Source organism: Thalassotalea sp. PLHSN55 (assembly GCF_052030545.1).
Lineage (GTDB): Bacteria > Pseudomonadota > Gammaproteobacteria > Enterobacterales > Alteromonadaceae > CANMXU01.
On the sequence record NZ_JBPDIH010000003.1, the window covers coordinates 177426 to 192912 of the forward strand.

Here is a 15487-nt window from a genome sequence, read left to right on the forward strand (position 1 = left end):
TTACTTCTAACTTGTAGCTTTTAACTTCCAACTTGCAACTTCACACTTCTAACTTGCCGCTTTTCGCTAATCACTAAATAGTTTTTCAAACCAAGATTTTGGCTCTTCTGCTTTTTGCTGGCAAGGCTGAAGTTTAATGTTCCAATTTACTGTCGGCAATTCAATGGTGTCTTGGCAATTTTCTTCCACTGCATGACCACTGATTTTTTCAAACTTTTGCCACACTATACTACTTGGCGCTGTTGGCACTAAATCAACCACACCTTGTTTTTTCATAAAATTAGCAAACAATACCAAAGCGCCACTGCTGCCAGTTAATGCTGTTGTTTGGTTATCGTCGTGGCCAAGCCAAGTGGTCACCAAATGTTGTTGATCGTAACCGACAAACCAGCTGTCGCGCTGCTCATTACTGGTACCCGTTTTTCCGCCTAGCTGCTTGTCTTTTAGCCGCCAAGTCAGTGAGCGTGCTGTACCGGTTTTAGTAACTTGCTGTAAGGCGTGATCAATTAAAAAGGCACCATTGTCAGATAACCTTTGCTCTTTGATTTGCTCAAAGGCATACAAGGTTTCACCTTTGGCAGATATTACCTGATTAATAACATGAGCCTGCAAGTATTGCCCTTGACCCACAAGCGGCAAGTAAAGTTGATTAACTTGCCAAGGTGACATATTTATCGCGCCAAGCAGTAACGACGGACGAGTAACAATATCTTGTTGATAACCTAAAAGGTGCACCGCATTGGCAACACTTTCCAGCCCTAAACTCATGCCCAAATTAACGGTTGGAATATTGAGCGATTGTACTAGGGCGTCAATTAAGTTAACTTGTCCACGATATTTACCGTCGTAATTTTTTGGTTGCCACTCTTTACCGCTATCGCTAGTTAAGACAATTTTTTCATCTTTTAAAATGGTGGCAAAATTATATTGCTCGTAGCGCTCTAGCGCGGCCAAAAATACCGCGGGTTTGATTAATGAGCCAATTGGTCGCTGAGCATGTAAAGCGCGGTTAAATCCGGCATAGCCGCTTTCTCTGCCACCAACAATGGCTCTAACTTCGGCTGTTTCGATATCGGTAATAACCATCGCCGCCTGTAAATTATTTTCTTGGTGGCTTTTTTCCAATGCAGCTAGTTGCTCGCGCACCGTTTGTTCAGCACTTAATTGGCTAAACAATGAAAAGCCCGTAAAAACACGAATGCCAGTTTGCTGACTTTGTGGGTCGAGTATTTGTGCCAGCTCGCTTTTTACTTTTTGCATATAGGCTGGATATTTTTGCTTGACTAAACGGCGGCTATGTCGAATCGATAAGTCAGATTCAACCGCATCAACAAAGGCGTTTTTGGTCAAATAATTTTGTTCAAACATCAAGCGTAAAATCAAATCGCGACGCTTTTTCGCGCGCTCGGGAAAGCGCCAAGGATCGTAATAACTTGGCCCTTTAACTTGACCAATTAATAGCGCCATTTGCGCAGGGGTGAGTGACTGGATCGGTTGACCAAAATAAAATTGAGCCGCCAAACCAAAGCCATAAATACCGTTCGCGTAATGCTGTCCAAGATACACTTCGTTTAAATAGGCTTCTAATAGCTGATCTTTGCTGTAGCGATATTCTAAAATCAGCGCCATAAAGGCTTCATTAATTTTGCGTGTCAGGGTTTTCTCGCGCGTTAAAAACATATTTTTAACTAACTGCTGAGTTAAGGTACTGCCGCCCTGTACCGTTCTACCGGCACTAATATTAGTAATTAACGCCCTAATTATGCCTAATGGTGAAACGCCATGATGAAAATAAAAGTCGCGATCTTCTACCAATAATAAACTGTCAATAAGCTGTTCTGGCACTGTTTCTAGCGCAACTAATACCCGATCTTCTTTGCTTTCAGGTAAAATTCGGTCAATAAATACCGGCTCTAGTTGAACACTTTCAACTTCAAACTGTGCTTGAAAAACACGTTCAACTACGCCGCTGTTAACATTAATGGTTAGCTCTACAGCTGGCTCCATACCATAGCCAAAATCAAAACTATTGCGATAAATAATAATGCGTTGGTTAGACAAGGCATATTCACCGGCGCGTTTTACCTGCGCAACTTTGCGATAACCGGCATAATCGAGTGATTTGCGCAAATGCTGCAAGTTTAGTGGCATGCCCGAAGTAATCGTTTCGATTTGACCAAACACTTGTACGGGGATTTGCCAGCGTTGACCTTCAAAGGTATTGCGTACTTTACCGTCAAGATAAATGACATAAATAACAATCGCTAACAGCATGACTAACGCTAACTTAAATGCTGTAACTACACACCAACGCAGCTTTGAATTTGACGGTGGGTTATTGTTAACCGTTGTTTTTTTTGCCGGCTTGGCTGCGCTTTTTTTGGCACTCGACGATGTTTTTTTCGTGGGAGTTTTACTGACCATAACCTTGTAATTTGTATCGAGTTGGATGAGAAACTTCCACATGATAAAGCAGCACAGCACTTTCCTCTAGCGAAATATATTTCCCGCTAAGGGTTTATTTAATGTAAGTGCGATAACAGGTATAATCACGCTACCTAAGTTCTGAGTTAACCTCCCTATTATGTCATCGTTCAATTTATTAGTCGTTCTTGGCGCAACCGCCTCAGGTAAAACCAAACTTGCGGTAGAATTAGCACGGCAATTCAATGGCGAAGTGATCTCAGCTGACTCTAGGCAAGTTTATCGTGGTCTCGATTTAGGCAGCGGTAAAGATTTAGCCGAATACCAAGAAATTCCTTATCATTTAATTGATATTGTCGACCCAGGTTATGAGTACAATATTTTTGATTTTCAAGGCCACTTTGTTGAAGCGTTTGAAGACATTAACCAGCGTAACAAATTAGCCATTTTAGCCGGCGGTTCTGCGCTTTATGTTGACGCTATTTTAAAAGGCTATCGTTTAATTGAAGTACCAGAAAACCCAGCATTAAGAGCTAAATTAGCCCCGCAAAGCCACCAAAGCTTGGTGGAAAAGTTACAGCAATTAAAACCTCAGTTGCACAATACCACTGATCTTATAGAGCGAGAGCGCTTAGTACGCGCCATTGAAATTGCGCAAGGCGAACAAGCAGCAAATGCTAAATTACCACCATTTCCAGAAATTAAACCGTTCATTTTTGCCATTGATTGGCCACGAGAAGTTCTGCGCCAGCGTATTACAAGTCGTCTAAAAGAAAGGTTAGAACAAGGCTTAATCGAAGAAGTTGAGCAGCTGCATCAACAAGGTGTTGCTTGGCAAACGCTCGAGTTTTATGGTTTGGAATACCGATTTATTGCGCAATATCTACAAGGAAAGATAAGTAAAAACGATATGTTTCAAAAGCTTAATTCGGCAATACATCAGTTTGCCAAAAAACAAGATACCTGGTTAAGACGCCTAGAACGCAATGGTTTTACCATCAATCACTTAACTGGCGAGCAAGCGAATTTACCACAAGCCTTAGCGGCAATTACAAACGCGCATCGTTAATTGTTTATCGATTTTTATGTGATTTTGATCACAAATTTCACTATGCTATAGCGCACATCAATTATCTTCCAAATAAAGGAATTATTATGAAAAAGTCGCTATTACTTGCCTCACTATTACTGGCAAATATTTCGCCTATGGCAATGGCACATCAACATGAAAAAGCACATGCACCTAAAGCCAGTGTTTATATTATTTCACCGCAAAATGGCGCAACAGTTTCATCACCCGTGAAGGTGACTTTTGGTTTGTCGGGCATGGGAGTTGCACCTGCTGGGGTTGAACGAAAAAATACCGGTCATCACCATATTTTAATTGATACCGATACCTTACCCGATTTAACTAAGCCGTTACCGGCTACCGATAAAATTAAGCATTTTGGCGGCGGTCAAACTGAAACGACATTAAACTTAAGCCCAGGTAAACATACCTTACAGCTAGTATTGGGCAATCATGCGCATGTGCCACACAAGCAACCTGTCATGTCGAAAAAGATCACCATTACGGTTAAATAAGCATAAAAAAACCTACTAACAATATAAACTGTTGGTAGGTTTTAGCTATCAAGCAGACAGTAATTAATTATTGTCTTCTTGGTCTTTAATACGCTTTAGCCGCTCTCTAAATTTAGATTTAGCCAGCTGTTGTAAATCTTCAACTTGATCACTTTCGTCAATAATTTCGCGACCGAGCAAGGTTTCGATACAATCTTCAAGCGTGACAATACCAGCCGTTTGTCCAAAATGATCTTCAACTAAAAATATATGCTCTTGTCGTTTGATAAATAAATCGAGCAAATTGAGTACAGGAAAACTTTCCGAGACCCGATATAACGGCATTAATATCTCTTTAATAGCAACATCGCCTTTGCCTTGTCGTTCTTGTTCATACAAGTGCGCTTTTAATATCACACCGGTAATATTGTCGGTCGATTCTTGATAAACAGGAATGCGGGTAAAAATTGACGTTTGTTCTGCTTCAATCGCCTGCGATACTGTAGTGTTTTCATCTAAGGTGTGCATCACCGTACGTGGCGTTAAAATATCTTCGGTTTTTGCGTGTTTTAAACCAAGAATATTATTCACCAATTGATTTTCTTGTCCTGCAATCGCACCTCCTTTATGGCTTAGTGCAGTAAACGCTAAAACCTCATCACGACTAATCGTATCATTTTTGCCGCTGCTAAAGAGTTTCGTTAACTGTGAAGATAACCAAACTAGCGGAAAGACCAGTTTCACCAAAAAGCTAATAATATAAGCTGATGGTACCGCTAATGAACGCCAAAAATTCGCCCCTAATGTTTTAGGAATAATTTCAGAAAAGTATAAAATGGCAAGGGTTAAGACGAGCGCCACTATGGTTTCACTTTCTTCGCCAAATACTTTTAAAGCTTGTGCGCCGACACCTGCGGCTCCCATAGTATGAGCGAAGGTATTTAAAATAAGAATGCTAGAAATAGACTGATCTAAATTTTGCTTAACTTTAGTGACCATTTTTCCATGTTTAGGTGACTTTTCTTGTAAGTTAGCAACAAAGCTTGGTGAAATAGAAAGCAACACAGCTTCAAGGATGGAACATAAAAAGGAGACGCCAATAGCAACCCCTAGGTAGATAAATAATAGTGTCATTAGTTGTGACAGTGTCCTTTAAGAACAAAATAAAAATAGATAATAGGGTTTGTGGCAACTCATTTCAATATATGACGCTTGGTTTTATTGGTCGGCTCGGCATTTGCGGGATCATCTGGCCAATAGTGCTTAGGGTAGCGTGCTTTCATATCTTTTTGTACAGCGCGATAGCTCCCTTGCCAAAACGTCGGTAAGTCTTGTGTCACTTGGATTGGGCGTTGTGCAGGTGACAATAACTCCAAAACCAAAGCAATAGCGTTATTATTATTAATGTCGCCAACACTAGGGGTTATTTTTTGTCCGTATAACTCTTGCATTGGCAAAGATACGGTCGGCGATTTTTGCTCATTGTATCTGATCATGCATTTTCGCCCAGTCGGACCGATAAAGTGCGTCGGCGCCAACTTAGCAAATTGTTGTTGCTGCTGATAATCAAGTAGTGACATTAGCATTGGCTGAAAATCAAGCTTTTGCAACTGTTGTTTATTTTTCACCTGACCAACAAATGGTGTAAACCACGTCGGTAAATTTGCCATTAAACTTTCATCGTCGGCCAATGGAAAATCAACTGACGAACAAAAGTTATTGAGCCAACGCCAACGCAGTAATAAGCTTTGCACTTGCTCTGGTAATTTTAGCCACGCTAATCCATTTTTAGCCACTTGCTGCTGCCATAAACTGGCGCGCTGCTGATCAGTTACAGAATTTAGCGGTTTTCTATTTAAGACTATTGCGCCAAGTTTTTGCTGATGCTCAGCAATAATTTTATCCTGCTGAACATCATACGCTAATAAAGCGTCTTCACTAGGCGTTATTACTTGCCATTGCTCCAGTAAAATAAGGTCTACCGGTGCCGCTAAACGTATCGTCATTGTCTGCTTAAAGGCGCTAATATGTGCGGCAACAATATACACTTCATCGGCCAGGGCATCTTCAAGCTGCATGGCAAAGCCTTTACCATTTTGCGCAAGGTATTCACCTAATTTGCTCCGTTTTTGCGCAATACGCTCTGGATAGGCTAACGCGAGCAATAAGCCAGCATATTGAATCAACGAAGTTAATGGTTGGCTTTCTTTGCATTTGACTTGCTGCCTAAGCCGAGTAGCTTGTTTTAAGATTCGTTGATATCGCCCTTGCTTGTTAGCATTTGGCTGAACAAGCACATCCAGTCGATGACGAAGGTCACAATCTAATTGTGCTTGTTGACTTGAAAAAATATCGCGCTCTTCCAGTAACGCGGCAATCAAGCATGCTAATGCGGTTAAACCTTGTTGTTTAGGCTCTAGCGCCTTCGCCTGACAAATCATATGAGCAAAACGCGGATGCGTGGCTAATTGGCTTACGGTTTCGCCATGCGAGGTTAACCTGCGTTTCTGATCGATAATATTTAGCGCAATGAGCTCTTGCCACGCTTGGTCTTCTTTGGTTAATAATGGCCGCTCAATTAAGGGCAGCTCGTGCAATGCCGATACGCCCCAACGGGCCGCTTCGATTAACAGTGGCAATAAATCGGCTTGTTGAATTTCACTTGCTGCATTGGCACTTCTGCGCTCAAAATCTTCTTCGCTAAATAATCGAATACACTTGCCCGGCATTAGTCGTCCTGCGCGGCCGGCACGTTGAATAGCCGAAGCTTTACAAATCGCTTGCTGCTGCAGTTTATTCGTCATCGACTGGGCATCATATTTCGCCACTTTTTCTAAACCACAGTCGATAACAAGATTAACGCCATCAATGGTTAAACTGGTTTCTGCAATGTTGGTGGCTAATACTAATTTTTGTTGACCTGCGGGCGCAGGTGCTATCGCCTGTTGTTGCTCAGCTAAACTGAGTTCGCCAAATAACGGGCAGATATGAATATGCGCTGGCATTAATGGAGTTAAGCGCTCAACTAAAAAGCGAATATCGCCAGCGCCGGGTAAAAAGACTAGTGTTGAGCCTTGATGGGTTAATACTGTTTGCTTAATAACACTCAGCGCATGATCTCGCCAAATTCTCGAATTACTTGGTGGTTGAAATTCAATATCAACCGTAAAACTGCGTCCTTCACTTTTTAAGTAATAGGCGTCAGGCAGTTTTGATAAAATATCATCAACCGCCAAGGTTGCCGACATTAACAATATTTTCAAATCGTCGCGCAGACCTTGCTGAATATCTAACGCCAACGCCAGTGCTAAATCTCCATTGAGTGAACGTTCATGAAATTCATCTAAAATGATCAGTCCGCAATCGGCAATTTCGGGATCAGCTTGAATAATTTGGGTCAAAATTCCTTCGGTGATCACTTCAATTTGGGTATGTTGTGAGACTTTACTGTCATTTCTTAGACGATAACCAACACGTTGGCCAACCTTTTCCCCCAGCTGCTGCGCCAAAAAGCAGGCAATATTTTTTGCGGCCACGCGGCGAGGTTGCAATAAATATATTTTTTGACCGCAAAGCGCTGGCAAATCAAGTAACCACAAAGGCAAACACGTCGACTTTCCCGCTCCCGGTGGTGCGGATAACACTAAGGTATTGTGATTAACCAAACGTTGTAAAAATTCAGCTTTAATAGCTTCAACAGGTAAAGTTGTGGTCATGAAAAAAAGTGCGAATAGACGAAAACGACTATAATAACATTCAAACGAATATTTTTTTCAAAAGTGGTGATTTCTTTTATGTTAAGTCGATTATTTTTTGCTTTAGATATTAATGATAACGATAAAGAAATGATCGCCAATTGGCGCGATCAACTCGACTTACCATTTAAAGCCATTGCACCTGAAAATTTTCATATTACCTTGGCATTTTTAGGCAACGTCAACGCAAAACAACAACAAGAGTTGCTGTTAAAAGCACAAACGGCGAATCAGCAATTAACCAATAACTTGCTGTTTAAAAAGCAAGATTGCCGATTAACCTTATCAAAATTAGCCTTATTTAAAGAACCTAACGTATTGTATTTAGGGTTAAAGGAATGCCCATGCTGGCTCTCGCAATTAGCCACCTGCTTAAGTGTCGCCGCCGTGGTTGAAGGGGTATTTCAAGAGCCACGGCCCTACTTGCCTCATCTTAGCGTATTTCGTAAAGCAACAACATTAAGTGGCAAATCGATAAGTTTTGATCAAGAAATAACGGTCAATAGCTTTAGCTTGTATCAGTCAATTTCATCAGACACTGGCGTGCGTTACCAACCAATTAAGCAATGGCAGTTGCACCAATAAGATTAATTCTCAAATGTCATAAATAATTAAAACGCTTTATTTGCATTTTTTAAAATAACTGCTTACTTGGCAAATAAATGTTTAGTTGGTATTAATATAACCCGAGTTCGGTTTAAGAGATGTTTAACCCGTTGAAATATAGAATTCTATTTTTCATGTTAACATCTAGCTTGTTAGTTTTGCTTAATTCAAGGCAAATTTACGCGTCAATAGCTGGTCTATTGCAAGTGGATTTAACGCGGAAGTAAGTAAAAGTAGCTGCTAGATAAATATTTGTTAAACCGAACTCAGGTTAATATAACAACATTAAATTAAAAGGCGCGCATTATGAGTTCAACCGCACACGGAAGTTATTCGATTGAAAAGAAAGGGAGTATTCTTTTTATCGCTGCTAAAAGCCCTTTTCATGATACCCAAGTGATCGAGCAATATAGCCAAGATATGATCAAAGCCACTCAGCTTTTTAACAATGAACCTTGGGCGTCGTTAGTTACCTATAGTGGCGCTGGTGTGTTTAGCCCAGAAGCTGAACGGGAAATTGTTAATGTGACCAAGTACCGCATGGAACATGGCATGATCGCCAATGCCAGTGTGATTCAAAACTGCCCACAAGCAGATTTACAACAAATGCAGCTTAAGCGAATTTATCAATCTGTAAACCTTACATTTCACGTATTTAGCGACCCTTATAGCGCCCAAGAGTGGCTCGACGAATTCCTACTTGAACACAAACAACGTAAAATCAACTAGCCATTTTGCTTAAAACTGCCTAACCTGCATCTCAAATTTTTTACTGATGATTAACTATGATACTGAATTTACATTCAGCCACCTTAATTAAACGATATAAGCGCTTTTTAACCGATATCCGTTTAGCGAATGATGAAATCACTACCATACACTGCGCCAATACAGGTGCTATGACCGGCTGTGCCGAACCGGGAAATACCGTTTGGTACAGCACATCTGACAATCCAAAACGAAAATATCCGTTTAGTTGGGAAATTAGTGTCGATAGCAATAACCATCATATTTGCGTAAATACCATTAGAGCAAACCAGTTGGTTGAAGAGGCGTTATTAAATAACGTTGTTACCTCACTTTCAGGCTTTTCAACTCTTAAGCGAGAAGTTAAATACGGCAGTGAAAACAGCAAAATTGATTTTTTACTCAGCTACGCAGATAAACCAGACACTTATGTCGAAGTGAAAAGTGTCACTTTATTAGAGCAAGGTAAAGGTTACTTTCCTGATGCGGTGAGCACGCGCGGTCAAAAACATTTGCGAGAATTAATTGAAATGGCGCAGCAAGGTAAACGTGCGGTTTTGTTATTTGCAGTATTACATAGCGGTATAGAATCGGTGCAAGCCGCAGCACATATTGACCCAAAATATGCTCAATTATTAAACGAGGCAAAGCAACAAGGCGTTCAAATATTGGCGTATCAAGCACAATTTTCAAAAGTCGAGCAAGGGTTCGATATTCAAGTATTAAGGCATATAAAAGTTAATATTGGCTAATAAATAGCCATAAAGACAAAATTGAGTAATAATTATTGACGAACCCTATGAAAAATTGCTAAAAGTGCTAGCTTGTAAATATCCGTGGCAATAATAGCTGCCATAATTTTCGCTATTATTTATTCGATAAATTTGAGTCTAAAACTTTTTTATTGCTTTAGACTTGAAATTTACTATTTGCATCTCAATATAGTCCTGTGATTTTAGGACGATTAACAATTGGCAATTGCAACTAAGTAAGGCCATTACGAATTTCGTAACTGTTTAAGCCTAATTTAGTCTATGTAGCATTAGGAGATTTAGCATGCCAAAAAATAAAGCGTTAGGTATCTTGGCACTAGCCGGTGTAGAACCTTATAAAGAAAAAGCTAACGAAGAATACATGAATGGTGAGCAACTAGAACACTTTAAAAAGATTCTAGATGCTTGGCGTGTTCAGCTTCGTGAAGAAGTTGACCGTACTGTAACGCATATGCAAGACGAAGCAGCGAACTTTCCTGACCCTGTTGACCGTGCAGCGCAAGAAGAAGAATTCAGTCTTGAGTTACGTACCCGTGACCGTGAGCGTAAGTTGATCAAAAAGATCGAAAAAACATTACAGTTAATCGAAGAAGATGAGTTTGGCTTCTGTAAATCATGTGGTATTGAAATAGGTATTCGTCGTTTAGAAGCGCGCCCTACTGCAGATTTATGTATTGAATGTAAAACATTAGCAGAAATTAAAGAGCGTCAGTTAGCAGGTTAATTACTGCTCGGTTCATGAAATTTTCTCTAAGTCAGCGACCACTGTCTCAATATCGTGGTCGCTTTGCCCCCTCTCCCTCTGGTTTATTACACTTTGGCTCTCTCGTTGCCGCTTTAGCAAGTTATTTAGATGCAAAACACCACCATGGTCGTTGGCTCGTTCGCATTGAAGATATCGACCCACCGCGTGAACAAGCTGGTGCTAGTCAGCAAATATTAGCGACACTTGACGCCTTTGGTTTGCACTGGGATGAACAGGTTTTATACCAAAGCCAACAAAGTGAATTGTATTTAGATGTGCTTAGCGATCTGAAAAAACATCAGCTGAGTTATTGTTGTCAATGCACACGTGCGCAAATAAAAGCTATTGGTGGTATTTATCAAGGGCACTGCCGCTCACTAAACCTTGATCGTAATAAGAGCGCGATACGCGTGATTAATAAGCATGGCATCTATCAATATCAAGATGTGATCCAAGGACAAGTCAGCTGCAACCAAGCGCTTGCTCAAGAAGACTTTATCGTCTTTCGAAAAGATGGTTTGTTTGCCTACCAACTCGCCTGCGTCGTTGACGATATTTTCCAAGGCATTAGCCATGTTATTCGAGGTTTCGACTTATTAGAGCCAACCGCAAGGCAACTCAGTTTTTTCCAAATATTAGCTTGCCAAGCACCACAGTACGGGCATATTCCTCTTGCCGTGACCGAAGAGGGTTACAAGTTAAGTAAACAAAATAAAGCGCCTGCAATCAACAATGAAAAACCGCAGCCAGCTTTAATCGCGGCACTTAACTTTTTGGGGCAAAGCCCTGATTCTGAATTAGCATTAGCTAGCGTAAATGAAATCATTACATGGGCAGTACAAAACTGGCAGCGAGAAAATGTACCTAAAGTCGCTGAGATAGCACTTTAATCGCCATATTATGCGGCTTTTCGTTCTCTTTTACGCTTAGCTGTTATATCATTGCGCGACTATTTTATTCATATATTCATCAACTTTTTAGAGTCTACAATTATCAAAAGCGTAATCAATTTGTGTAAAAAAATGTTCAGCAAAAACCCCGCTTCTTCAGGCGCTGGTGTCGTTACGGCTCAACCGACTGTTCTTACACGAGATCAACACCCAGTTTCTCGAAAATTCATTAGCGCCAACGCGCTAAAAGTATTATATCGACTAAACAAAGGTGGCTATAAGGCCTACTTAGTTGGCGGCGGTGTGCGTGATATTTTATTAGGCAAAGAGCCTAAAGATTTCGATATTGCCACCAATGCAACACCTGAACAAATTAAAGCACTGTTTAGAAACTGCCGTTTAATCGGCCGCCGCTTTCGCTTAGCGCACATTGTTTTTGGTCGCGATATTATTGAAGTTGCCACTTTCCGTGGTCATCATGAAAATGCCAGTAAAAAAGAGCAAAGCTGCCAAAAAACATCGAAACAAAACGATGAAGGCATGCTATTGCGTGATAACATTTATGGTTCGATTGAAGAAGATGCAGAACGTCGCGACTTTACCATCAATGCCTTGTACTACTCGGCGACCGATTTTACCGTACATGACTTTGCCAACGGTATGCACGATATTAACGCAAAAAAAATCCGCTTAATTGGCGATCCTCAAACCCGTTATCGTGAAGATCCTGTTCGCATGTTGCGCGCAATTCGCTTTGCTACAAAATTGGATATGACCATAAGTGATGAAACTGAAGCGCCAATTAACGAACTTGCGCCGCTATTAGAAAGCATTCCTGCTGCGCGTATGTTTGAAGAGTTTTTAAAGCTATTTATTTCAGGCAAAGCGGTGGCAAATTTTGAGCACCTTTGCCACTACAATATTTTTCAATATTTCTTCCCTGCGCTTAACGACATGTTAACTGAGCAACAACATCAGTATGTTAACGATTTTATTATCTTAGCGATGTCGAATACGGATAAACGCATTAACAATAATCAACGCGTTACACCGGCATTTTTATTTGCCGCCCTGCTTTGGTACCCGTTGCAGCAACAAATTCAATTAGTTAAAGCCAGTGCGCAGTTGTCACCACAAGACGCATTTTTTGAAGCGCTTGGCATTATCATGTCACGCCAGCAACAAAGTATCGCGATCCCTAAACGATTCCAAACGGTGATGAAAGACATTTGGATATTACAAGAGCGATTGGCACGTCGCGACGGCAAGCGTGCCTACAAAGCATTTGAGCACCCTAAATTTAGAGCCGGCTACGACTTTTTATTGCTACGCGCCCAAATTGAAGAAGCCAATTTGCCAGAAAATACTAAAGGCTCATTGTCAGAGTTAGCAAAATGGTGGACCGACTTTCAAAATGTATCACCGGAAACTCAGCAGCAAATGATCAAAGCGACCGCGTCGAATCGTTCAGGAACAAGTGCCCGACGCTCGCCACGAAAACGCAGAAAGCCTGCAGCAAACAATAACGGTTAATCGCAATGAACCTTGTTTATATCGGCATCGGCAGCAACTTATCTAACCCTAAAACGCAAGTGACTAAGGCCGTTGCTGAAGTTGACGCGCTAGCAAGTATTGCAGTAACACAAGTGTCCTCGTTGTACGTAAGTAAACCTATGGGGCCACAAGACCAACCTGACTATGTTAACGCGGTGATAGCCGTTACTACGCCATTGTCAGCCCATGCGGTATTGGATCAATTACAAAACATTGAAAACCAAGCAGGACGTGTGCGCAAAGAAAATCGCTGGGGCGCACGCATATTAGACTTAGATATTCTGCTTTATAACCAAGAGATTATTGACGATGAACGATTAACTGTGCCGCATTATGGTATGAAATTACGTGAATTTGTGCTGTTACCTTTGGCAGAAATCGCACCTAATTTAACACTACCCGACGGTGACAGTGTTCTAGAACTCAGTGAAAAAATAGCCCGCAACTCCCTTGAAAATCAAGGTAAGATTGCGTGGCAGTAATACGCAAAAAATCAACAATTACGGATCCCAATTATGGCTAAAATAACCACGTCGACATTGCAAAAAATGAAAAACCAAGGTGAGAAGATATCAACTATCACCGCTTACGACGCTAGTTTTGCTAAGCTATTCGACCAAGCAGGTATTCACGCAATTTTAATTGGTGATTCTTTAGGCATGGTTTTACAAGGTCAAGACGATACATTACCTGTCGACATCGACCACATGGCCTATCACACCCAATGTGTAAAACGTGGTGTTGAAGAAACGCTTATCATCAGCGACATGCCATTTATGAGCTACGCCACTACCGAGCAAGCATACGTTAACGCAAGCAAACTAATGCAAGCGGGTGCTAGCATGGTAAAAATGGAAGGTGGTCAATGGTTGATTGACACCATCAAAGGTTTGGTTGAACGCGGTATTCCAGTGTGTGCGCATTTAGGTTTAACGCCACAATCGGTTAATGTGTTTGGTGGTTTTAAAGTGCAAGGGCGTGATAACGACAAAGCATTAGCCATGATTGAAGATGCAAAAGCACTAGAAGCTGCTGGCGCTCAATTATTAGTACTAGAATGCATTCCAAGTGAACTAGGCAAAGCGATTTCAGAAGCGATATCAATTCCTACGATAGGTATTGGTGCAGGTAAAGATACCGACGGACAAATTTTGGTGATGCACGACGCACTTGGTATTTCATGTAGTTATATGCCTAAATTCTCTCGCAACTTTTTAATTGATACCGGTGATATCAAAAAAGCTGTTGAGTTATATATCAGTGAAGTTTCTAATGGCAACTTCCCTGGTCCAGAACATATTTTCAAGTGATCACAAACTAAAAGATAAACATTAGCTATGAAAACAACCGATAACATTAGTGAATTACGCCAGCAAATATCAGCTTGGCGTCAGCAAGGATTAAAAATTGCATTTGTGCCCACCATGGGCAATCTGCACGCAGGTCACATATCGTTAGTTACTGAAGCACATAAACATGCAGATAAAGTGGTCGCAAGTATCTTTGTCAACCCAATGCAGTTTGGTGTGAATGAAGACATAGACAGTTACCCACGTACAATGACGGCCGATCAAGAGAAACTTATCGCAGCCAAAACTGATTTATTGTTTACTCCTACGCCACAAATTATTTACCCGAAAGGATTAGATAAACAAAGCTTTGTTGAAGTGCCGAATGTTTCTGAAGGCTATTGCGGAGAAAGTCGCCCGGGCCATTTTCGCGGCGTATCAACCATAGTGTGTAAACTGTTTAATTTAGTGCAACCTGATGTGGCTTGTTTTGGTTTAAAAGATTACCAACAGGTACAGGTTATTCAAACCATGGTAGAAGATCTCTCAATGCCAATTGAGATCATTCCCGTACCAACAGTACGTGAAAGCAGTGGTTTAGCGCTGAGCTCCCGAAATGGTTATTTAACTGAAGAAGAGAAAAAAGTCGCGCCAGCACTTTATCAAAACCTAGAGTGGCTTGCCGGCGAAATTCAAAAAAATAACGATTTTCTTGGCTTAGCCAAACAAGCAGCTAGCTACATCGATAATGCAGGGTTGCATACCGACTATATTCATATTTGTCATGCAAGAACTTTGCAGCCGGCCAGTGAAGACGATAAAGAGTTGGTCATTTTGGCAGCCGCACATTGCGGTAAAGCTCGATTAATCGACAATTTACAAGTTTCAATTTAACCCCAATCCCAAATAAACTATGCCTCTACACGTATCAAAGAGGCATAGTTTAATTTACGACCTCATGTAAATTTCAAAATTCCGCTAAAACTTATTTTCATTTTTGCAAAGATAAACTACCCAGATCATTTAAAACCGTGCAAATTGGTTGAAATACCAACAAAACCACCCTAGTATGTTTAACGCTTGTTAATTACAGCGTGCATAAAAATAAGCGACTCGTGGTAGAGCGAGGACAATAAACAAA

At 40.9% G+C, this 15487-nt stretch carries 14 protein-coding genes; 11 read left to right on the top strand and 3 right to left on the bottom strand.

Annotation, left to right across the window (positions count from 1 at the left end):
* Positions 1–66 precede the first annotated feature (66 nt).
* Entirely contained in the window at positions 67–2466 is a 2400-nt protein-coding gene (gene mrcB / locus ACRRSQ_RS06640) for a penicillin-binding protein 1B (RefSeq protein ID WP_440874926.1), read from the bottom strand.
* A gap of 118 nt (positions 2467–2584) precedes the next feature.
* Here mrcB and miaA point away from each other — a divergent pair, with 118 nt between their 5' ends.
* A complete protein-coding gene (gene miaA / locus ACRRSQ_RS06645; protein WP_440874927.1) occupies positions 2585–3493 on the top strand; it encodes a tRNA (adenosine(37)-N6)-dimethylallyltransferase MiaA in 909 nt (302 codons plus the stop codon).
* A gap of 86 nt (positions 3494–3579) precedes the next feature.
* Complete coding sequence (locus ACRRSQ_RS06650; protein ID WP_440874928.1) at positions 3580–4008, top strand: DUF4399 domain-containing protein; 429 nt, start codon at positions 3580–3582, stop codon at positions 4006–4008.
* A gap of 63 nt (positions 4009–4071) precedes the next feature.
* On the opposite strand, the gene ACRRSQ_RS06655 is transcribed toward ACRRSQ_RS06650, so the two are convergent.
* Together ACRRSQ_RS06655 and hrpB are read right to left on the bottom strand one after the other, a co-directional pair.
* Complete coding sequence (locus ACRRSQ_RS06655; RefSeq protein WP_440874929.1) at positions 4072–5121, bottom strand: CNNM domain-containing protein; 1050 nt, start codon at positions 5119–5121, stop codon at positions 4072–4074.
* A gap of 59 nt (positions 5122–5180) precedes the next feature.
* A complete protein-coding gene (hrpB, locus tag ACRRSQ_RS06660) occupies positions 5181–7703 on the bottom strand; it encodes an ATP-dependent helicase HrpB (RefSeq protein ID WP_440874930.1) in 2523 nt (840 codons plus the stop codon).
* A gap of 78 nt (positions 7704–7781) precedes the next feature.
* Between hrpB and thpR the strand changes: the two genes are divergently transcribed.
* The 9 genes from thpR (at position 7782) to panC (ending at position 15240) form a co-directional block, all read left to right on the top strand.
* Positions 7782–8327 (top strand): RNA 2',3'-cyclic phosphodiesterase, encoded by a 546-nt coding sequence (gene thpR / locus ACRRSQ_RS06665; RefSeq protein WP_440874931.1) that lies wholly within the window; start codon positions 7782–7784, stop codon positions 8325–8327.
* 327 nt (positions 8328–8654) lie between these two features.
* Positions 8655–9077, top strand: a complete 423-nt coding sequence (locus tag ACRRSQ_RS06670; RefSeq protein WP_440874932.1) for a hypothetical protein — start codon at positions 8655–8657, stop codon at positions 9075–9077.
* 56 nt (positions 9078–9133) lie between these two features.
* Positions 9134–9847, top strand: coding sequence for a DNA/RNA nuclease SfsA (gene sfsA, locus ACRRSQ_RS06675; RefSeq protein WP_440874933.1), 714 nt, complete (start codon positions 9134–9136; stop codon positions 9845–9847).
* Positions 9848–10151: 304 nt separating this feature from the next.
* Positions 10152–10592 carry an RNA polymerase-binding protein DksA gene (dksA, locus tag ACRRSQ_RS06680; protein WP_440874934.1) on the top strand — a complete coding sequence of 147 codons (441 nt, stop codon included), beginning with the start codon at positions 10152–10154 and terminating at the stop codon, positions 10590–10592.
* Between the two features lie 14 nt (positions 10593–10606).
* Entirely contained in the window at positions 10607–11503 is an 897-nt protein-coding gene (gluQRS, locus tag ACRRSQ_RS06685) for a tRNA glutamyl-Q(34) synthetase GluQRS (RefSeq protein WP_440874935.1), read from the top strand.
* Between the two features lie 132 nt (positions 11504–11635).
* On the top strand, positions 11636–13036 hold the full coding sequence (gene pcnB / locus ACRRSQ_RS06690) for a polynucleotide adenylyltransferase PcnB (RefSeq protein ID WP_440874936.1): 1401 nt from the start codon (positions 11636–11638) through the stop codon (positions 13034–13036).
* A gap of 5 nt (positions 13037–13041) precedes the next feature.
* Positions 13042–13539, top strand: coding sequence for a 2-amino-4-hydroxy-6-hydroxymethyldihydropteridine diphosphokinase (folK, locus tag ACRRSQ_RS06695; RefSeq protein WP_440874937.1), 498 nt, complete (start codon positions 13042–13044; stop codon positions 13537–13539).
* A 33-nt stretch (positions 13540–13572) separates the two neighbouring features.
* Positions 13573–14367, top strand: a complete 795-nt coding sequence (gene panB, locus ACRRSQ_RS06700) for a 3-methyl-2-oxobutanoate hydroxymethyltransferase (RefSeq protein WP_440874938.1) — start codon at positions 13573–13575, stop codon at positions 14365–14367.
* Between the two features lie 27 nt (positions 14368–14394).
* Positions 14395–15240: a pantoate--beta-alanine ligase gene (panC, locus tag ACRRSQ_RS06705; RefSeq protein WP_440874939.1), complete on the top strand. Its 846-nt coding sequence runs from the start codon at positions 14395–14397 to the stop codon at positions 15238–15240.
* Positions 15241–15487 lie beyond the last annotated feature (247 nt).